At 72.0% G+C, this 19116-nt stretch carries 16 protein-coding genes; 2 read left to right on the forward strand and 14 right to left on the reverse strand.

Annotated elements, in window-relative coordinates; all coding sequences use genetic code 11:
• Window positions 1–92: 92 nt before the first annotated feature.
• The 5 genes from ACKUB9_RS05855 to ACKUB9_RS05875 form a co-directional block, all read right to left on the reverse strand.
• Complete coding sequence (locus ACKUB9_RS05855; protein WP_407520154.1) at window positions 93–308, reverse strand: DUF6894 family protein; 216 nt, start codon at window positions 306–308, stop codon at window positions 93–95.
• Window positions 309–1069: 761 nt separating this feature from the next.
• Entirely contained in the window at window positions 1070–1798 is a 729-nt protein-coding gene (locus tag ACKUB9_RS05860) for a sigma-70 family RNA polymerase sigma factor (RefSeq protein WP_407520155.1), read from the reverse strand.
• Window positions 1799–2392: 594 nt separating this feature from the next.
• Window positions 2393–2596, reverse strand: a complete 204-nt coding sequence (locus ACKUB9_RS05865) for a hypothetical protein (protein WP_410825779.1) — start codon at window positions 2594–2596, stop codon at window positions 2393–2395.
• On the reverse strand, window positions 2577–2711 hold the full coding sequence (locus ACKUB9_RS05870) for a hypothetical protein (protein WP_407520157.1): 135 nt from the start codon (window positions 2709–2711) through the stop codon (window positions 2577–2579). The genes ACKUB9_RS05865 and ACKUB9_RS05870 overlap by 20 nt, the downstream gene beginning before the upstream one ends.
• A 156-nt stretch (window positions 2712–2867) precedes the next feature.
• On the reverse strand, window positions 2868–4124 hold the full coding sequence (locus tag ACKUB9_RS05875) for an MFS transporter (protein WP_407520158.1): 1257 nt from the start codon (window positions 4122–4124) through the stop codon (window positions 2868–2870).
• Window positions 4125–4467: 343 nt separating this feature from the next.
• On the opposite strand from ACKUB9_RS05875, the gene ACKUB9_RS05880 reads away from it, so the two are divergent.
• Together ACKUB9_RS05880 and ACKUB9_RS05885 are read left to right on the forward strand one after the other, a co-directional pair.
• Complete coding sequence (locus ACKUB9_RS05880) at window positions 4468–5751, forward strand: YcaO-like family protein (protein ID WP_407520159.1); 1284 nt, start codon at window positions 4468–4470, stop codon at window positions 5749–5751.
• Complete coding sequence (locus tag ACKUB9_RS05885; RefSeq protein WP_407520160.1) at window positions 5748–6848, forward strand: TfuA-like protein; 1101 nt, start codon at window positions 5748–5750, stop codon at window positions 6846–6848. The genes ACKUB9_RS05880 and ACKUB9_RS05885 overlap by 4 nt, the downstream gene beginning before the upstream one ends.
• A gap of 188 nt (window positions 6849–7036) precedes the next feature.
• Here ACKUB9_RS05885 and ACKUB9_RS05890 read toward each other — a convergent pair whose 3' ends face one another.
• The 9 genes from ACKUB9_RS05890 to ACKUB9_RS05930 form a co-directional block, all read right to left on the reverse strand.
• A complete protein-coding gene (locus tag ACKUB9_RS05890) occupies window positions 7037–9571 on the reverse strand; it encodes a lantibiotic dehydratase (RefSeq protein WP_407520161.1) in 2535 nt (844 codons plus the stop codon).
• Between the two features lie 11 nt (window positions 9572–9582).
• Entirely contained in the window at window positions 9583–10425 is an 843-nt protein-coding gene (locus tag ACKUB9_RS05895; protein WP_407520162.1) for a thiopeptide-type bacteriocin biosynthesis protein, read from the reverse strand.
• Window positions 10422–10796 carry a hypothetical protein gene (locus ACKUB9_RS05900; protein WP_407520163.1) on the reverse strand — a complete coding sequence of 125 codons (375 nt, stop codon included), beginning with the start codon at window positions 10794–10796 and terminating at the stop codon, window positions 10422–10424. Before ACKUB9_RS05900 ends, ACKUB9_RS05895 begins: the two co-directional genes overlap by 4 nt.
• Window positions 10793–12919 (reverse strand): B12-binding domain-containing radical SAM protein, encoded by a 2127-nt coding sequence (locus tag ACKUB9_RS05905; protein ID WP_407520164.1) that lies wholly within the window; start codon window positions 12917–12919, stop codon window positions 10793–10795. The genes ACKUB9_RS05900 and ACKUB9_RS05905 overlap by 4 nt, the downstream gene beginning before the upstream one ends.
• Before the next feature lie 28 nt (window positions 12920–12947).
• Entirely contained in the window at window positions 12948–13292 is a 345-nt protein-coding gene (locus ACKUB9_RS05910) for a hypothetical protein (protein ID WP_407520165.1), read from the reverse strand.
• A 167-nt stretch (window positions 13293–13459) separates the two neighbouring features.
• Window positions 13460–15559: a B12-binding domain-containing radical SAM protein gene (locus tag ACKUB9_RS05915; RefSeq protein WP_407520166.1), complete on the reverse strand. Its 2100-nt coding sequence runs from the start codon at window positions 15557–15559 to the stop codon at window positions 13460–13462.
• Complete coding sequence (locus tag ACKUB9_RS05920; protein WP_407520167.1) at window positions 15544–16662, reverse strand: hypothetical protein; 1119 nt, start codon at window positions 16660–16662, stop codon at window positions 15544–15546. The genes ACKUB9_RS05915 and ACKUB9_RS05920 overlap by 16 nt, the downstream gene beginning before the upstream one ends.
• Window positions 16662–17030 carry a TIGR04076 family protein gene (locus ACKUB9_RS05925; RefSeq protein ID WP_407520168.1) on the reverse strand — a complete coding sequence of 123 codons (369 nt, stop codon included), beginning with the start codon at window positions 17028–17030 and terminating at the stop codon, window positions 16662–16664. Before ACKUB9_RS05925 ends, ACKUB9_RS05920 begins: the two co-directional genes overlap by 1 nt.
• A gap of 93 nt (window positions 17031–17123) precedes the next feature.
• Window positions 17124–19064, reverse strand: a complete 1941-nt coding sequence (locus tag ACKUB9_RS05930; protein WP_407520169.1) for a RiPP maturation radical SAM C-methyltransferase — start codon at window positions 19062–19064, stop codon at window positions 17124–17126.
• Between the last annotated feature and the right edge of the window lie 52 nt (window positions 19065–19116).

The following is a 19116-nucleotide window of genomic DNA, read 5'->3' on the forward strand; positions in this document are numbered from 1 at the left end:
CCCCCGCTGCCGTCGGTGCGACTCCGGGCCGTGCCGCGTGTCCGCGGCCCACATCCGGTTCCGGTCGTCATCGGGATGTCTCGGAAGCGGGCCTAGATGGAGATGATGCTGAGGACGGTGTCGGTGCTCGTGCGGACGAGGAGCTTCCACGATCCTTTGAGGCCGACCAGTTCGCCGTCGGCGCGCATCTCCTGAACCGCCGCTTCGGCCTGTTCCAGCGCGCCCTGTGCGTCGTCAACCTCAACGCCCTCTTCGTCGCGGATGATGGTGTTTCCATCAGTCAGGTCGAAGTAGAAACGTTGTGCCACGCGGCTCTCCCCGGCACGGTTAGCGAGGCCACCGTGTAGCCGCCCGGCTACGCAGTCAACCACAGCCTTACCTCCACACCAAAATATCCCGTATGCGTTTTTCAATTGCGGGCAATGGATGCGACGGCGACAACTTCGACATGATTGTCATTCTTTCGGATTGGTACTATGATAAAAATGGGTAGTCGATTCGGCCGGCTGACTGCAACTCCGCGGCTCACCAGTATGTGAGTGAGCGGTCTTGCACCGCCGGGATCGATTTCAAATGATGGGAATCAGATCAATGTTGATGCTGTCCAGAGCAAACGATGATTTTGTTGAAATCGTTCATTCGGACCAGAAGCAGAGAATACAGCTTCACCTTGCCAAGGTGATCAAGAGCCTGATGGTCTTGCAATCGAGCGTCAGAACATAAGCATTGCCTCATCGCAGACCACTAAGCCCAACGCCATAATTGCTGGGACGGATACGCCCACTTTCCTCATTACATTTCGATTCAGAGCGAAGCCGGAACGAGTGCTCGCCAGCAGCAACAGCGCACTTCCGACATGATCACCTCGCCAGCGTTGCCGCATTGTCACCTGAGAGCGGCGGCCTCACGCATCACCCCGATCATCTGACCTCTCCGCGAGCCACGTCCGCCCCAATGGGCTAGTGCCCTGATCCCGAGGGATCGGGCGACGGCCGGCCCTCGGCACCGCATCGGATTCTCACTCGCGGATGCACGGGACTCGACCAGTGGCGTCGCGACCGTGCCGCCCCTAGGGTGCCGCGGTGCGGGCGAGCCGGTCCTCATAGCCGAGCGCCTGCACCAGCGCGGCCCGCGCCCGGTTGACCCGGCTCTTCACCGTGCCGGTCTGACAGCCCATCAGCGTCGCCGCCGCCTCGTAGGTCAGGCCCTGGGTGGCGATCAGCAGCAGTGCCTCGCGCTGCAGCGGCGGAAGCCGACTCAGCTGCGTCCAGACCTCCCGCAGCTCGATACCGTCCTCCTGGCTGGGGAGCGCGGTCAGTTGCGCGGCGGCGGTGCCGTCGCTGTCCTCGACCTCGCGCTTGCGCTTGCGCATGGTCGTGTAGAACTGGTTGCGCAGGATCGTGAACAGCCACGCGTTCAGGTTCGTGCCGGGCGTGAAGCTGTGCTGGTTCTGCCACGCCCGCAGCACCGTTTCCTGCACCAGATCGTCCGCCTGGGTCTGCGAGCCGGTCAGCGAGGTGGCGAAGGCCCGGAGCGCCGGCAGGGCGCCCAGCAGCGCATCGCGGAACTGGGGCGTTGCCGGCTCGCTCGCGAGCACCTGCTCCAGCCGCCGGGCGAGGTCGAGCAATGGGCCTGGCTGAGCCTCGGTGACGAGGGCCTCGTAGGCCGCGCGCAGCTGCTTGCCGAGGTGGTCGCGCAGGTACGACGGCAGAAGAGGACGGGTATCGTTCGGCGCAGGCACGAGGATCGCAATCGGATGCTGGTCCGCTGGTGTGGTGTGCCTCAGACTGATTGTCATCGCGCGTCGATCTCTCGATTTCGGTTGCAGGTCATGGGTTGGTATGCAGATCGCAAGCTCTGCCGATGTGAGGCGCGATAATTAGATTTTTCATCTAAATATCGATCAAATATTTGATCGGTAGCGAGCGTAGTCGAAGCGATCGTTCGGCTCGTAGAGCGGAATTCTGGAGATCATCATGCGGGCAAATCTCCTCTGACGTTCGCAATCCAAATCACCGCTCACCGTCCAGGCCTGGGAGCGTTCCGTGCCAAGCTCGCAGCCCCATCGCATACAGCAAAGGCCTATGTCGAATTCACTGTACAATCATAGAGCGATTCAAAGCAAGCTCTGCCACCTCGTTGCGGTGGATCACCGAGGCATGGGACCAGGGGCTTGCAGGGGGTTCACGGCGCTGCCGGGTGATCAGCCCGGGGACTCGACCGGACGACCGTCACTGCTCGCTGCGGCGAGCCGCGGGTGTTCGATCCACCCGCCGATGCAGGCCGACACGCGCCCGAACGAGATACGAGGGAGCCCTGTCTGGGCCGCTGACCGCCTGCAGGCGTGCCCGGCTCGACGCGACGCGACGCGCGGCATGGCTCGCCGGCCCGTCTACGAGCGCTGGCGAGCGCGAGTCCTGGCGAGCCAGACCACCGGAACGAGAATCGCGCCCATCAGCACCGCGACGGCGACCAGCCCGGCCGGCGTTGCCCGGGCGGTCGCCTTGAGCGCGATGGCCTCCCCGATTCTCAGGTCAACCGACGCCCGCATCTCCTCCGGGTGCGACGGCCCGGCCTCAGTGCTGTCCGGCGGCATGCGGCCTCAGCCGGCGCAGCGACCGGAACGGCAGCAGCAGCAGCCGGAGAACCGCACTCACGATCAGCACGGCGAACACCGACAAGATCGCCCCGAGCACATTGATCACGCCCATGCCGCACCCCTCGCATTGCCCCGTTCGTGGGGCTGACCGCAAGGCACGCTTCGTTTGTGGCGGTTCGGCGTCGAGATTGCGGCCTCGGTTCGCTTATCGCTGCCCGCCGGCGCGAATCGCAGCCATCTCACGCCGCCCGCGCGGTGGCTGCGGCACTCAGGGCCGGATGATGCCGGCCGGCACCGGGCGCGGGAAGGACGTGGCGACCAGGGCCGCCGCCGCCAGCAGCAGGGGCGGAAAGGTGACCCAGCAGACCGTGTCCCAGCCGTAGGTGGTCAGCAGGCCGCCCGAGGCGAACGAGCCGAGGACCATCATGCCGAACACCGCGAAGTCGTTGAGCGACTGCACGCGCGCCCGCTCCTCCGGGCGGTGGCACTCCAGCACCATCGCGGAGGCGCCCACGAAGCCGAAGTTCCAGCCCACGCCGAGCAGGATCAGGGTGAGCCAGAAATGCGCCACCTCCACTCCGGTGAGGCCGGCGGCCGCCGCCGCCGCGGTCAGCACCAGCCCGGCGAGGACGATCCGCGGCGCGCCGTAGCGCGCGATCAGATGCCCTGTGACGAAGCTCGGCCCGTACATGGCGATCACGTGCCACTGCAGGCCCAGGTTCGACGCCTCCTGCGACAGGCCGCACAGGCGCATCGCCAGCGGCGCCGACGTCATCACGAAATTCATCAGCGTGTAGGAGACCACGCCGCAGATCACCGCCGTCACGAAGCGGGGCTGGCGCACGATCGCCCCCAAGGGGCGGCCCGCGGCCCGGTCCTGCGCGGCCGGGACCGGCAGCCGGACCCCGGCGAGGACCACCGCGCACAGGGCCGCGATGCCGGCGGCGGCGAGGTACGTGATCGCGAACAGGTGGGGCGGCCAGGCATGCATCGTGGCGGTCACGAGCTGCGGGCCGATCACCCCGGCGGCGACGCCCCCCGCCATGACGGCCGAGAGCGCCCGGGCGCGCTTGGCCGAGGGCACGCAATCCGCGGCGGCGAAGCGGAACGACAGCACCACCGCCGCGTAGGCGCCGCCGAAAACCGTGGCGACGCAGAACAGCCAGAAGGCGCTAAGCACAATCGCGGCGGCGGCCAGCAACCCGACGAGGATGCCGCAGGCCGTCCCCGCCAGGAAGGCGGCGCGGCGGCCGTGGCGCTGGGCGATCCATCCGGCCGGCAGGGTGCAGAGCGCCATGCCGACCACGAAGAGCGAGATCGGCAGGGTCGCGAGCGCCGGGCTCGGCGCCAGCGTGTGTCCGATGATGGCGCCGGTGGCGAAGACGATCGTGGCGTTCGCCCCGCCGAGCGCCTGGGCGATGACGAGCCGGGCGAGGTTGCGGCGCTCGTCGCGCGGGTCGACCGCGTCGCTCGCCGCGGCCACGAAGCCGGGCGCCGCGGCGGCATGGTGTCCTGCACGAGTCATCGATCGTCTCTCGCTGCGGTCTTCGCCCCGGCTCCCGTCCGAAAGACCGCTCCGCGCCCGCCGGTGCGGTGCTGGACCGGCCGGACGGCCTCCCCCTGGCGCACGTCTTCTCCGCAGGCCGCTCGACCGGAGAAGATTCGTATCGCCAGATCCCCCAAAGGTCAGAAAAATCTCCCCCGATCAACCGTCGTCACGACAGGTCGTGTCGCCGCCGGCTGCATACCTCGACCATGCGCGCGGGGCGCAAACACGGGACGTCGCCTGTCGAGCGAATGCCGTGAGGTCGGCCGCGCGCGATGCTATGCTGTTTCCCGGGTCCGATCGCGATCCTCGGGGCAGCAGCATGGCCTTGGTCCCGCCGCCCGGCCCATCGGCCGGGACTTTTTCGCCCGACCGCCCGTCGGCTGACCGCCGATCGGCCAAGCAGGCCCTGACCAACGGCAGCCGCGTCGTGCCGCCGGAAACGACGTGGGAGCGCATCAGGCCGCACCTGCCGGATCTCGGCGTCACCCGGGTCGGCGAGATCACCGGGCTCGACCGGATCGGCATCCCGGTCTGGTTCGCCGTGCGCCCCAACGCCCGCACCCTGTCGGTGTCGCAGGGCAAGGGGCTCACCGATGCCGCCGCCCGGGTCTCGGCCACCATGGAGGCGGTCGAACTCGCGCATGCGGAAGAACCCGGGCTGCCGGTCCGCCACGCGCGGCTGGAGGAGATCGCCGCCGCGGGCGAGGTGGTGGATGTCGCGGCGCTGCCGGCGGCGCGCCACGCCCTGTTCGGGGCGCGCACCGCGATCCCCTGGACGCAGGCGCGGGACTGGGCGACCGGCGCGCCGGTCTTCGTGCCCTACGAACTCGTGCACGCGGACGCGACCGTTCCGCGGATGCCGGGAATGGGCGCCTTCCTGCACAGCACCAACGGGCTGGCCTCCGGCAACACCCTCGCGGAGGCGGTCCTGCACGGCCTGTGCGAGTGCATCGAGCGGGACGCGGTGGCGCTCTGGTGGCAGGCCGGGGCCGCCCGGCAGGCCGCGACCCGGCTCGATCTGGCGCCGATCGCCCACCCGGCGGTCCGCGACCTCCTCGACCGGTTGCGGCAGGCCGGCGTGTCGCCGGCCGTGTGGGAGGCGACGAGCGATGTCGGCGTCGCGACGGTCCGGGCCGTGCTGTCGGACGACGCGGCCGATGCCGAGACGCGGCCGATGCCCGGCAGCGGCGGGGCCGGATGCCATCCGGACCGCGTCGTCGCGCTCTGCCGCGCCCTGACGGAGGCGGCGCAGAGCCGGCTGACCGCGATCGCGGGCGCGCGGGACGATCTCGGCCGGACGCAGTACGGCGAGACCCAGAGCGCGCAGGCGCTCGGCACGGTCCGGGCGCTGGCGGGCGCCGCCGGAAGCCGGCCCTTCGCGGCCGTGCCGACGCACGAGGCCGGCAGCGTCGAGAACGACCTCGCGTACGTGGTCGGGTGCCTCGCGCGGGCCGGGCTCGACCGCGTGCTCGTCGTGGACCTGTCTCGAAACGGCCTGCCGGTCCGCGTGGCGCGGGTGATCGTGCCGGGCCTCGAAGGGCCTGTGGACTCGCCCTCCTGGGTGCCGGGCCGGCGCGCGCGGGCCGCCGGGGCCGCCGCATGAGCACCGTCGTCTTCCTCGGCCCGAGCCTGCCGCGCGAGCAGGCGGCGCGCATTCTCGATGCCACCTACCTGCCGCCGATCCAGCAGGGCGACCTCCTGCGCCTCCTCGACCACGCGCCGCGCCACGTCGGCATCGTGGACGGCTACTTCGAGACGGTCCCGGCGGTCTGGCACAAGGAGATCCTGATCGCGATGAGCCGGGGCGTCCGCGTCTACGGCGCCGCCAGCATGGGGGCGCTGCGGGCCGCGGAGTTGCACGGCTTCGGCATGGTGGGGATCGGCACGATCTTCGAATTGTACCGCGACGGCCGGATCACCGCGGACGACGAGGTCGCGGTCCAGCATGCCCCCGAGGGCCTCGGCTACCTGCCCCTGACCCAGGCGCTGGTCGACATCCGCGCCAGCGCCGAGGCCGCGCGCGAGGCGGGCGCGATCGGGCCGGAGGCTGCCGCGGCGGTCGTCGCGGCGGCCCGGGCGCTGCATTACGGCGAGCGGACCTTCGAGGCGGTCGCGGCCCGGCTCGCGGGCAGGGTCGCGGCGCGCGAGATCGCGGCGTGGCACGACCACGCGCGCACGAATTTCGTCAGCCTCAAGGCCCGCGACGCGGCGGCGCTGCTGGCCGAGATCGGCCGCGAGGCGGCGCAGCCCTGGGTGCCGCGGCCGGCCGGCTACACGGTGGCCCACACGGTGTTCGTGGAGCGCCTCCTGAACGAGATCGCCCTCGAGCGGGCGGGCGGGGGCGGGCCGCTGCCCGCGGGGCTGCGCGAAGCGGCGCTGCTCGCGTTCATCGCGCGCGCCGCGTCCCGCGAGTTCGGCTGGTCGCCGGGGCCGGACGAGATGACGGAGGCGGCCGGCGCGCTGTTCGCCCGGCTCGGCCTGACCGACCCGGCGCAGGTGACCGCCTGGATGCAGGCGCACGGCCTGACCGAGGCGGCGGTGTGGGGACGCCTGCGCGACGACCTGCTCGTCGCCCGCCTGATGCGCCAGCACGAGGTCGAGATCGCCAGGGCGTTGCCCGACGCGCTGCGCCTCGCGCGGGCGTTCGGAGATCCCGGCACATCCCCTCACAAATCACCACCCCCTTTCCCGGACGACTGAAGCGCAGCGGAAGGAGATCCGGGACCCAGCCAAATGAAGTCGCGAAGCGTCCGCTTGTCTGCAACAGTGCAAAAGCGGATCCGCTTCGCGGCACATCTCTCCGGGATCCCGGATCTCCTTCCGCTGCCGCTTCAGTCGTCCGGGAAAGGGGGAGAACCACCGCTGGCTACCGTCAGCGAGAGGGTGAGTCAGGCCGCCGGATAGCCGCCGAAGAACGCGGGGTCCCCGGCCCAGGCGACGGCGAGTTCGGCGAAGTAGCGCTGGCCCTCCGCGTCCCGCACGACGAAGCGGTCGGGAGCGGGATGCACCTCCTGGAGCCGGAAGGCGGGGCCGTGGGCCGCGAGGTCCTGCGCCAGGATCTCGACGCCGAGCGCGCTCGCGGTGGCGAGCAGGCTCTCGGTCTGGTGGCGGCCCTGGAAGGTATGGACGAAGGCGGGCAGGCGGGCCTCCCGGACGAAGCGGCGCCAGAGGATGAACCGCTGGGCGCCGCGCGCCGCGACGAGACCGGCGCCGAAAGCCTCGGGCGGCGTCCAGCGCTCGGGGCTGATCGTCGTCGCCCCCAGATCGAGCCGCGGCAGGTGGTGCCATTCCGCGATCTCGCGCGACAGCCGCGGGATCGGGGCGAGCAGGGCCGGCCGGCCGAGACCGACCGCGACCCCGGACAGGATCGAGGCGAAGCGGTCGAGCCCGCCCAGATAGGCCGCCGAGCGGGCCGAGGGGATCAGGCCTACGGATTCTCCGGCGCGCTGCAGGACCGGCCGGCCGGCCGTGTCGCACGAGACCAGCGCGTCCCGCAGCGTCGCGGCATCGAGCGGGTCGAGGAGGTCGGGCGAGAAGCGCGGGCGGGCGGCGACGTTGGGCGCGCGATGGTTGCGCACCGCGAGGTCCGGGAAGCGCAGGTGCGGCGCGCGCGCCTCGATGGCGCGCAGCGACGCGTCCAGCCAGACCCGGAACGGGTCGGGGCCCCCGCTCCCGAACAGGTGGGAGAAGCGCGCGTAGAAGAAACACGGTTCGGGCGTGATGCCCCCGAGGCGCAGCACCGGCTCCTCCCCGCCGGCTCCGACGAGGAGAAGCGCCGATCCGGGCGGCAGCAGCACGCCGCCGCCGTCATCATCCGCCGGAAGGGCGAGCGAAGGCGCGGCGAAACGCGGCGCGATGGCGCGCTCCCAGCAGGCGAAGGCCGCCCGGGCCTGCGGCGCCTGATCGTCCGCGGCGGGCAGCACGCGCTCCTCCCAGGAGAGGCCGTGCGGTGCGGGCTCGGTGTCGAGGCCGCGGATCAGGAAATCCGCCAGCGGCACCGCTTCGCCGGCCGCCATGTGTCCGAACAGGCGGCGCTGCGCGATCCGTGATTCGATCGCGCCGAGGCCGAAGCGGTCGAAGGCGAAGGCGGCCCGGCAGTGCCGGTCGATCCCGCGCGCGAAGGCGTCCGTGAGGGCGAAGCGGAACGGCGCGCTCCGGTCCACCACCAGCACGTCGCCGCGCGGTCCGCGCGGCCCGTAGCGGTCGAGCAGGCCGGCCGCCACGGCGTTCGCCGCATCGAGCTCGGCCCGCAGCGCGTCGGGCGCAACCTGCTCGATTTCCGCCTCGATCGCATCCGCGATCCGCCGCAGCGCGTCGCGGCAGGTGCGCCACAGCGCCGCCTCCGGGGCGGGCAGGGACGCTGCGATCAGGTCGAGCGCCTCCCAGGTGTCGGCGTAGATCGCCGGGAAGGCGGCGTCGGACCAGAGCAGGCCGGCCTCGATCCAGCCCTCGGTGATCGCCCGCGCCACAGCGGGCGGGGCGTGGCGGCCCAGATCGGCCTGGATCTCCGCCAGTCGGCATGCGCCGCGCGGCGCCCTGGCCGCCAGCCAGTCCAGCACGGGGTGATGCGCCACCTCCAGGGCGTGCCAAGTGCCGTCCGCCACGGTGCCGAAGACCCAGCGGTCTGGATCGGCCCGGCGCAGGGTCGGGTTCACCCGCCACCCCACCGCCTCGATCCAGGGCCGCTGCCGGTTGAGGGCGTCCAGCGCGCGGGCGAAGGGCGCGAGGGCCGGGCTCACGCGCGTCACCGCGGCGGCGGGCCGGATGTCGAGGGGCCGCGCCGCCGCCATGCCCGGATCTTCGAGGGCGATGCCGGCCCAGAGGCCATTTGGCGTGGCGCGGCCGACCGCCCGCATCAGGTAGCGGTGCAGGGTGGCCTGAAGGCGTCGGCGGCTGCGCTCGCTCGGCTCGCCCGCGCCGGCCCGGTGCCATTGCCGGTAGGTCGAGGGGCTGGCGAGGCAGAGCGCCCGCAGGAAGGCGTCGCCGCGCGCGATCCGCGCGAGTTCCGCCCCCGCTCTGGCGAGTTCGGCCGCGTGAGCGGCCTCGATGGCCGCGCGCTCCGCCGCGTGCGCGTCCTGCCGCCGAACCATCCGGGCGAGCAGGTCCCCGGCCTCCGGGGGCAGGGCGGGCGAGCCGAGCAGGCGCGCCACCGCCTCGCCGGGCAGCGGCTTCGCCCCACGGTGCAGCCGGCGCTTGAGGGCGAGGGCGGCGCGCCGCTCCGCCCGGTCGGTCAGGCTCGGGATGAGGGCGTGCAGGCGCTCGGCGAGCGTCGCCCCGTCGCGGTCGATCGCCTCCCCGGCCTCGATCCAGGCATCCACGCGGGCCGCGAAGCCATCACAGCGCAGGGGTGCGAGCGTCTCGATCGGCCACGCCGCGATCCGCAGGATCGCCGGGCCGAGGGGCCGGTCGGGGACGGTCGGCACGCCGGGCGCCCTCACACGGCGCGCGCCCGCGGGCGGTCGTCCGGCGCGGCGCCACGCAGCGCCTGCCGGGGATCCCAGGCCGCCCTCATGGTGCGGGTGAGGGCGGCGGCCTCCGGCTGCCCGAGTCCGTGCCGGTTGAGGGTGAACAGGGCCACGAAGGGCAGGATCGTCCGCAGGCCTCCGGTCAGCCGGCCGCGGCTCCACGTGCGCAGGAGGCCCTGCGCCAGGGCTGCGTTGGCGCGGGCGTAGCCGTCGAGGAGTGCGGCCTCCGCCGCACCCGCAGGGGCGAGCGTGTCGAGCCCCGGCGGCGCGCCGGGATCGGCTTCTTCCGCCTCGTCCCCCAGTATCGCCGCGAGGTTGCACCACGTGTCCCAGACCTCCGGCCCGTCGCCCAGCGTGCGCCAGAAGAGGTCGTTGAGAAGGGCCGTCAGCAGCAGCGGCGTCGCGATGCGGGCGGCGCCGGCCTCGGCGAGGCGGTCGCGCGCGATCCAGGCGAGGCCGTCCGCCTCCCAATGGGCATGCACGCAGGCCATCGCCTCCCGCCCGCCGAACTGGCGTATTTCCGGCTCGTAAACACTCCAGAACCGCGCGGTGACGTGGCCCTCGGCCGCCAGTTGCGCGAGGAACGGCCGCAGCCGCGGGATCAGGGCCGCGCGCGGCGCGCGGAAGCGCAGGCGCAGGTCGGGCGGCTTGCGCTGGAAGACGAACCGCGTGACGAGGCGATCACGGCGCAGGGCCGGCAGATCGTCGGCGAGCCCGCGCAGCAGGGCGCGGGCGGCCGGCAGCGCCGAGCCGTCCGAACGCGCGAGTCCCACGTTGAGCTGAACCCACTCGCGGGCGGGACGCGCGCTCACGCGGGCGCCGCCCGCAGGCGGGCCGTGCTCACCGCGATCTGATCCGATACCAGCCCGTCGATCTCGCGCGCCAGCCGATCCTCCAGGAGGCGCACCAGCGCGAAATCGTGCATGGCGGTGGCGAAGGCCGCGCCGCTGAGGCCGGCCGTGTCGAGCCAGCCCGCCAGCGCCGCGTCGTCGTGCAGGCCGGCGGCAGCCCGAAACAGCGCCGCCTCGGCCTCCACCGCGGCCTGCGTCACGGCGAGCCCGCCGCGCGCGGCCTCGCGGCGGGCCAGGATGCGCAGGAGCGCCTTCTTGCGCACCACCGCCAGGGTCTCGCCGCAGGCGGTCGGTTCATCGGCCCCATCCGCGCGCGCAGGGCCGCCGTTCATGGCGCAGCCGCTTCCGGCGCCGCGGCTCCCGGGGCCGCCGGCACCACATCGAGGAGGCGGTGGCGCACGAGGTTCGTCACCACGTCGCGCGCGAAAGCGACATCCTCCCGGCTCGCGCCCTCGCCCGACAGGCCGACGATGATCTCGGCGGCGGCGCGATAGCGCGGATCGCCGCCGAGCGCCCGGAAGGTCGCCGGATCGAGCGCGATGCTGCCGCGGCGCGAGGTGATGACGCAGCGCTCCGCGTCCTCGTCCACGGCCGCCGCCCGGCTCCAGGCGAGGCGCCAGAGGGAGGAATCCGCACTTTCCGGCACCGAGACCCGGTACGGGAAGGTCTGCCCGAAATAGGCGGCGGCGTAGCAGAGCGACCATTCCTCCTGCGCCGGCCACAGGATCGGCGGCCACGCGTGGAAGCGGGAGAAGCGCGCGGCGATGCGCCCGTTGGCCTCCGCCATCAGGGCGGCGATCTCCGGCCGGCTCAGGCCCCGGGTGTTGTCCCAGGCGGTGCCGATGCCGAACAGGAAGTCGCGTCCCTCCGTCGGCGCCAGCAGGCGAAGCCCGAACCGCTCGGGCTCGGCGAAGTACGGCGTGTCGGTGAGGAGTTCGAGTTCGTGGATGTCGAGGGAATTGCCCGGATCGTCGAACAGGGCGGCGTTCTCGTCGAAGAAGGCCATCGTCGCCCGCGCGCTCGCCTCGTCCTCGCCCGGGAAGCCGATCATCGAAAAAACGTGGAAGCGGATGCCGGCCTCGGCGCAGTGGCGCAGCACCGGCGCCGCGTTCTCGACCCGGATGCCCTTGCGCATCCCGTCGAGGGTCGCCTGGCTTGCGGATTCGAGGCCGAAATAGAGCCGCCGCAGGCCGACCCGGGCGAGTTTCCGGCACAGGTCCGGGGTGAAGCCGGGCTCCAGCCGCGCGTAGCCCGAGAAGGCGCAATCGGTCGTGCCCTGCGCCTCGAGCGCGTCGGCGATGCGGTCGAGGATGCGTGGCGGCAGCGCCTCGTCGGCGATGAGGAAGTGGCGGCAGCCGTGCCGCCGGGAGAGCGCCCGGATGTCCTCGGCCATCGACTCGGGCCGGCGCGCGCGGTAGCGCTTGGGCGAGATGCGGTTGATGAAGGGTATGTCGCAGAACGTACACTCGTCGTGGTAGCAGCCCTTGCCCACGAGGACCGGCAGCACGAGGTGCGGGCTGAGGTAGCGGTCGAGCGGCAGGCCGTCGAAATCCGGCGTCGGGACGGCGGCGTAGTTCTCGATGTGGGTCGGGCCGGCCCGCACGGCGTCGCCGTCCTTGAACAGGAAGTTCGGCACCCGCGCGAGGTCTCGCCCGCCCTGCAGCTGATCGACGAGTTCGAGGAGCGCCGCCTCGCCCTCGCGGGTGACGACCCCGTCCGCGAAGGTCTCGAAGAAGGCGGGCAGGTGCGGCAGCCGGTGGGCGATCTTGGCGAGCGCCGTCCCGCCCAGCACCACCCGATGCCCGCGCTCCCGCAGCCGTCGGGCGAGCGAAAGGCCCGGGATGAGCTGCCAGCGCAGGGTCAGCGTGATGCCGATGAGATCGTAGCCGCCGCGGTCGAGGGCCGGGAGCACCTCGGCCTGCCAGTGATCCTCGAACAGGTTCGCACCCGGATCGGCCGTGACGGCGAGGAGGTCGGAAAAGCGGCTCGGATCGACGCCCTCCACGTCGTAGCGCAGCACCTCGGTCTGGTAGCGCAGGCGCCGGGGCGCCGCCGCCGAGACGAGGTCGAACGAATCGTAGATGCGCTCGCGCGCCGCGTTGAGCCGGGTCGGGTCGAGGAAGCGCACCGGATCGCGCAGGGTCGCGAGCGCGTCCCCGATGCTCTCGGCGAGTTCGGGCGCGCGGAAGGCCAGTTTCTCGTCGGCGTCGCGCTCCTCCGCGCTGCCAGCGTGCGCGCTACCCGCGTGCGCGCTGCGCGCGTGGCGGGCGTGCAGCGTCACGCCCGCCCGCGTCAGGACGTCCGGGCGCAGGAGCGCCAGGACGCCGTCGATGTCGAGGTCGAACAGGTCGACATGGACGCCCGCCGGGCGCAGCACCGCGGCGAGCGCCGGGAGCGGCAGCCGCGGCGCCCGCGGATCGCCGCCCGGCGGGTAGATGAGGGCTATGCGAGCCATGCGGTGGCGCCCGCGCTCGGCCCCCGTCCTACCAGGGGCACATCACGGTCGAGTAGGAGATCTTGGAGGCGTCGAACTTGCCCCCCTTGAGCGATGCCGCCTTGAGCGCGCTCGGGTTGAGCTGCGGGATGTTGGCGATGCCCGGCAGGCCGCCCGCGCCCATCATCCCGCCGCCGCCCGCGACCGCGTCCAGCGCCTCGCTGCTCAGCTCGTCGTTGCTGCCCGGAGCCGCGGCCGCCATGCCGGACTTGAGCTTCTGTACGTCCTCGTCGGGCATCTTCGCCTGTTCGAGGATCTCCGACCGCAGGTAGTAGTAGTTGCCCGCATCATCGGTGATCACCAGTCCGGACGGGCTGTCTTGCTGCTCGGCCATCTGACACCTCCTGATCTGTTAGGGCGTGGAAATCCAAAGTACACGTGTCGCGGCCCTGTCGCAACAGTGCTCCCAAGTATCGACGGTCGTCTCGCGCTTGATCGTCTTGGGGATTTCGGAATGGAACGCGCGCCATCCAGTCCGAATCCGGTCGGAACCGGCCGCCGTCAGGCGATGGCCGGTTCCGGCACACGCTGCTCCGGCGCGCGAGGAGCCGGGCCGTCGCGCGCCAGGGTGATCTGCAGGAGCCGCGCGCCGATCATCGCGTTGATCGCCGCGCGCGTCCCCGCCGGGTCGGCCTCCCCGCCCTCGATCGCAGCGCAGGCCGCCAGGAAGTCTCCGACGCGGCAGGGACGCGGGGCGGCGAGCAGGCCGAAGACCGGTTCGCCGACCGCGACGGCGCCGGTCCGCGAGGCGACCTGCACCAGCCCGTCGCCGCGTTCGGTCGCGGCGGCGGGATTCCAGGCGATGGTGAAGGGCCGCGGGTCGGAATCCTCCGGCAGGGCGGTCCGGTACGGGAAGTCCCGGCCGCGGTAGTGGTCGCCGTAGAGGATCGCGTATTCCTCGAAGCCCGGCCAGAGATGCAGGGGCGTGTTGTGGTGGCGGGCGTAGATCGTCCGCAGCACCGCGCCGTACCGGGCGACCAGCGCCATCACCTCGTCCTGCGACAGGCCGCGGGAATTCGACCAGCCGGTCCGCACGCCGATCACGAAGTCCTTGGCCAGCGCCTCCTCGGGCACGCCCACGCCGAGCTGGGCCGCATCCGCGAAGTAGCCCGTGCGCAGTTCGAGCCCGAAGGGGTGGATGTCGAAGGTGTTGCCCGGATGGTCGATGACGTCGGCGTTCTCCTCGAAGAAGCGCAGCGTGGTGCGGGCGCTCGCCTCGGTTTCTTCCGGGAAGCCCACCATCGAGAAGATGTGGAACAGGATGCCGGCCTCGCGGCAATGGCCGAGCACCGGGCGCACGTCCTCGATCCGGATGCCCTTGCGCATGTGGTCGAGGGTGGCCTGGTCGCCGGATTCGAGGCCGAAGAAGATCTTGCGCAGGCCCATGCGGGCGATCTTGGCGCAGACCTCCCGGGTGAAGCCGCGCTCGAAGCGCGCGTAGCCGACGAAGGAGAGGTCGCGGTCCCGGTAGGGCTCAAGCGCCTCCGCCAGCCGCTCCAAGAGCCGCGGCGGCAGGGCCTCGTCCGTGAACACGAAGTGCCGGCACCCCGTGCGCTCATTGAGCGTCAGGATGTCCTCGACGATCCGCTGCGTGGTGCGGACCCGGTAGGGCTTGCGCGAGACGTGGTTGATGAAGGGAATGTCGCAGAACTTGCACTCGTTGAAGTAGCAGCCCTTGCCGACGAGGATCGGCAGGACCGGCTCGGGCGCGAGGTAGTCGCCGAGCGGCAGTCCCGCGAAATCGGGCGTCGGCAACGCGTCCACGTCCTCGACGCGGGTCGGCCCCATCCGCACGCGCCCGTCCGCCACGGACAGGAGGTTCGGGACCTCGGCGAGGTCGCGCCCGTCGCGCAGCGCCTCCACGAGGGCGAGGATCGCGGTCTCGCCCTCGTAGGCGACGAGGCCGTCCGCGAAATGGGCGAAGAACTCGGGCCGCGCGAGGAGCGGCCCGACGAACTTGGTGAACACCGTGCCGCCGATGACCACGCGGTGCCCCCGCGCCTTGAGGCGTCGCGCGAGGGCGAGGCCGGGCAGGATCTGCTGGCGGTTGACGATCGACAGGCCGACGAGGTCCGGGCGCTCGCCGTCGAGCGCGGGCAGCAGCACCTCCCGCCAATGGTCCTCGAACAGGTTGGCGCGCGGATCGGCGGTCGCCGCGATCAGGTCCGGCAGCCGCTGCTCGTCGATGCCCGCGACGTCGTAGCGGATCGGGCAGAGGTCGTAGCGCACGCGGGTGCCTGCGGCGGCGAGCTGGACCGCGTCTTGGATCGTCTCGCGGGCGAACGCGAAGGCGTGCGGATCGTAGAACTGCACTCTGTCGCGCAGGATGCCGAGCGCGCGCGGCACGTCCTCCAGCAGGCGCTCGCCGCGCCGCAGAAGCCGCGCGATCTCGTCGGCGTCGTGGCCGGGCGGAGCCTGCGCGGCGCGGCGCAGGTGATGCGCCACGGATTCGGGCCTGAGCAGCCAGAGCAGGCCGCCCAGATCCGCATCCACCAGCGTCGTCGCGACGCCGGCCCGGCGCAGCACAGCCGCGAGGTAGGGCAGGGCGAGGTGGGGCGCCCGCGGGTCGGTGGCGGGCGGGAAGATCAGGCAGACGCGCATGCGAGCCTCCCCAGCACGGGCGAGGGCCACATCCGCTCCGGCGCGAGGGCGACCGGGCCGAAGCGCGCGAGGTAGAGCCGCGGCGACAGGTAGACCGTCACGGCGGGGCGCCCGCCCGCGCCTTGCAGCGAGGCCCAGCCGTGCAGGCCCTCGCCGTCGCCGGACTCCTCCCCGCCGAGCGCGCGGAACGCGGCTTCGTAGGGGGCGGAGGGGAGGCCGAGGCGGTGCAAGGCCGCGCAGAGGCGGTCGCGCAGCATAGCATCGGAGGCCCCGCAATGGGGAAACAGCCGCAGATGCGTGGTGACCCGGGCCGGCTCCGGCGCATCCGGCCTCAGGTGAAGGGCACTCAGCGCCCCCCGCCGCACAATGCGCCCAGGCCCCGCCAGACTTTCCACGAAGGCGCGGACCGAATCGCGGCTGTCGGGATCCGCAGCTTCAGCGAGCCGCGCCGCATCGGTCTCGGCGTGGCGGAGGTAGAGCTTCACCCGCGCCGCATCGCCGGGCAGGAGGTCGAAGCCGAGGAAGAGCAGGTCGTCGTCGGGGCCGAGCCGGGCGGCGATGCCCTCCCAGGTCGCGCCGAGGCCGAGGCGGTCGAGGGCTGCGCGGGCCGTCGCGCGGGCCTGCCGCCGGCCCGCCGCCATCAGGTGGAGGTAGACCTTGAACCAGGGCGCCTGCCCGCCGCGAAAGACCGCGCCGTGCCAGAGCACGCCTGCCGCCTCCGGGTCGAGATCCGCCAGGACCGGCAGCACGGCGCGCAGCCGCGACAGGTCGGCGCCGTAGCGGGCCTCCAAGGTGTCCGAGAGGGCGAGCGCCGCCGCGAGGTAGGAGCGGGGGGAGGGGGGATCGCCCTGCGCCTCGACGGTGACGCGGATCTCGCGCTGCTCCCCGCCGAGGACGAGGGAGAGGTCGCAGCCGCTCGCATCCGCCCCGAGGCCCGACCAGGGCGGAGGATCGGCGAGCGGCGCGTCGGCCCAGGACGCGGCGAGCACGCGCAGGCAGGCCACCATCGCGGCCGTCTCGTCACCCGGAAAGCCCAGGCTTCCGGCGAGCGCGCGCAACGGGCCGCAGGCCGCCTCGAACCGGGTCGGGGCGGCGGCGCCCATCAGTCCGCTCCGTCCTCGACCTTGGCGTCGACTTTGGCGTCGACCTTGGCCACCACCCGCCCGAGCCTGACGGCCGGGGAAGACGGCTCGGCCGGCGCCTCCTCGGTCACGCGCCGCAGCTCGACCGTGAGGAGGTTCAGCGTGTCGGGGCATTGCAGTTCGACCACGTCGGCGGCGCCCCAGGGCACGCTGCCGCCGAACTGCAGCATCAGGATCGCCGGATGGGCCGCGTGGTAGAGGTAGCCGCACATCCCGGCGGTGTTGCGCGCGCTCACCTCCAGCATGTCGCCGACCTTGTGCCCGGCGTTGCAGGTGCCCTTGATGCAGGTGACGGTGGCCCGGACGGGATACCCTCTCTCGCGGTTCATCGCGCCTCCTCGGATCCTGGCCCGGCCGCCGGCCCGGCGGCGAGAACGATGCAGACACAACAACTTGAGCGGAGCGGCCCGGGGCCGCTCCGCTCAGATGCGTAGGGTCTCGGTATGGGCGAAGGCGAGCCGCCGCCGCTCGGTGCCGACGCGCAGGTCGCCGATGTCGATGCGCGGCAGCGCCGTGTTGGTCCGGTGGGCGAGGTTGCGGCTGCGCTGCGCGATCAGCCGCTCGCCGATCTCCGGCTCGGTGACGAGGGAGACGTAGCGCTTCTCGTGCAGCAGCACGAAGCCGAGCGAGACGAGGAAGTCGAGTTTCTCGCGGTGCTCGGGCGGCACGCGCAGCTGCGACACCGGCTGCTTCACCGAATCGAGCACCGCCGCGAGGTCCGGCGTCAGCAGACAGTTCGGCACCCTGGCGACGGCCCGCGTGTCGGTGATCTCCATCCAGCCGCCGCCCCGGCGCGACAGGCTCAAGGTGGGCGGACCGCCCTCGGCGCTCCACGAGTTCGTCCAGTCGAGCACCGCCTGGTCGAGCTGCGCGACCAGATCCGGGTTGTCCATGAACTCGGTGGTGTACTCGCCGAAGAAGTGCAGGGCGATGCGGTCGGCGTACTCGCCGAACAATTCGTAATAGGCCGCCCAGGCCCGCAGGCCGCGGATGCCGTACCGCTCGGGCTGGTTGTGGTAGGGGCTGTAGCGCGAGATGCGGATCGGCCCCCAGCGCGTCGGCGGGCGCAGGTGCTGCATCAGCGGCAGCATCGCCAGCATCCGCTCGTAATCCACGCAGGTCTCGCCCGGGATCGCCGTCAGGATGTTCCAGACGACGCGCAGGCCGCGCGAGCCGGCGTCGCGCAGGACGCGCACGTTGTCGAGCCCGCTCACCCCCTTGTCCATCCCCTTGAGGATGTCGGTGGAGAAGGATTCGATGCCCGGCTGGATCTCGAAGATGCCGGCGAGGACGAAGCGGTCGAGGTCCTCGGCGCGGATCGGCGACTTCACCTCGTAGCTCAGCGCGCAGGGCGTGCCGCGATGGGCGAGCGCGTCGAGCACCGATTCGGGGAAGTCCCGGGCCATGATGTTGTCGCTGGCGTAGAATTTCGGCACTTGGTAGCGCTCGATCAGCGCCTCCAGTTCGCCCACGACGCGGTCGGGCGACTTCGCCCGGTAGTTCGTGCCCGGGAAGTTGTAGCCGCAGAAGGTGCAGGTCTTCTTGTCTCCCCACCAGCAGCCGCGCGAGGATTCGAAGATCAGGAAGTGCGGGGCGCTCGCCGCGAGCGCGTCGTTCTCGCGCAAGGGGGCGAGTTCGTCGAAGTAGTCGTCGTAGTCGGGCGGGGGCACGTCGTCGAGCTTGGGCACGCCGCGACCGCGGATGATGCGCTTGTCCGGCCGCCGCCCGTCCTCGATGTAGGCCTTGCAGAAGCGCGGGAACTCGACGTCGGATTCACCCGAGAAGACGAGGTCGAACACGTCGGTGAGTTCGAGGAGCGCGCTGCCGATCGGCTCGGCCGCGTTGGCGCCGCCCAGCACCGTCAGAATCGTCGGGTCGAGCCGCTTAACCTCGCGCGCGATGGCGATGCTCGCCATCGTCTGCTGCACCATGGTCGAGAAGCCGATGATCTTCGGATGTCCCGCGACGAGCCGCGCCGCGGTCTCGCGGATGTAGTCGGGAATCTCCCGCACCACCCGGGCGACCTGATCGTCGCTGGCGGAGGGGGGCCGGACGAGCTGGCGCAGCTTGGCGTCGGCCTCCGCGTCCTCCTTGAGCATGTCGAGCAGCCGGTCGAGCCGGTCGGCCCGTTCGGGAAAGGCCATCCCGAGGAAGATCGCCTCGCCGAGCAGGGTGCGCGACCCCGCGATCCGCACGCAGGCCTCGAACCCGAAGCGGGCCGCGAAGCTCAGGTTCGCGTAGTGCACCCGCGCCGAGACGCCCAGCGCGCGGCAGGCCGGAGCCAATATGCTCGGGCCGAGCGTCGGGATGCCGGGATACAGCACCGGCGGCACGACGAGGAGAACCTGTTCGGTGAACGACACGGGCAGTCCTCCGTCGCCGGACAAGTCCAAACGGATACCAGGAAGACTATAA

The sequence above is a fragment of the Methylobacterium oryzisoli genome, from assembly GCF_046557895.1.
Lineage (GTDB): Bacteria > Pseudomonadota > Alphaproteobacteria > Rhizobiales > Beijerinckiaceae > Methylobacterium > Methylobacterium oryzisoli.

What these genes read in the sequence shown, in the direction of transcription:
- ACKUB9_RS05860 (WP_407520155.1), bottom strand. Translation starts at nt 1,798, where the DNA reads ATGACAATCAGTCTGAGGCACACCACACCAGCGGACCAGCATCCGATT.
- ACKUB9_RS05865 (WP_410825779.1), bottom strand. Translation starts at nt 2,596, where the DNA reads ATGCCGCCGGACAGCACTGAGGCCGGGCCGTCGCACCCGGAGGAGATG.
- ACKUB9_RS05870 (WP_407520157.1), bottom strand. Translation starts at nt 2,711, where the DNA reads ATGGGCGTGATCAATGTGCTCGGGGCGATCTTGTCGGTGTTCGCCGTG.
- ACKUB9_RS05875 (WP_407520158.1), bottom strand. Translation starts at nt 4,124, where the DNA reads ATGACTCGTGCAGGACACCATGCCGCCGCGGCGCCCGGCTTCGTGGCC.
- ACKUB9_RS05880 (WP_407520159.1), top strand. Translation starts at nt 4,468, where the DNA reads ATGGCCTTGGTCCCGCCGCCCGGCCCATCGGCCGGGACTTTTTCGCCC.
- ACKUB9_RS05885 (WP_407520160.1), top strand. Translation starts at nt 5,748, where the DNA reads ATGAGCACCGTCGTCTTCCTCGGCCCGAGCCTGCCGCGCGAGCAGGCG.
- ACKUB9_RS05900 (WP_407520163.1), bottom strand. Translation starts at nt 10,796, where the DNA reads ATGAACGGCGGCCCTGCGCGCGCGGATGGGGCCGATGAACCGACCGCC.
- ACKUB9_RS05905 (WP_407520164.1), bottom strand. Translation starts at nt 12,919, where the DNA reads ATGGCTCGCATAGCCCTCATCTACCCGCCGGGCGGCGATCCGCGGGCG.
- ACKUB9_RS05910 (WP_407520165.1), bottom strand. Translation starts at nt 13,292, where the DNA reads ATGGCCGAGCAGCAAGACAGCCCGTCCGGACTGGTGATCACCGATGAT.
- ACKUB9_RS05915 (WP_407520166.1), bottom strand. Translation starts at nt 15,559, where the DNA reads ATGCGCGTCTGCCTGATCTTCCCGCCCGCCACCGACCCGCGGGCGCCC.
- ACKUB9_RS05920 (WP_407520167.1), bottom strand. Translation starts at nt 16,662, where the DNA reads ATGGGCGCCGCCGCCCCGACCCGGTTCGAGGCGGCCTGCGGCCCGTTG.
- ACKUB9_RS05925 (WP_407520168.1), bottom strand. Translation starts at nt 17,030, where the DNA reads ATGAACCGCGAGAGAGGGTATCCCGTCCGGGCCACCGTCACCTGCATC.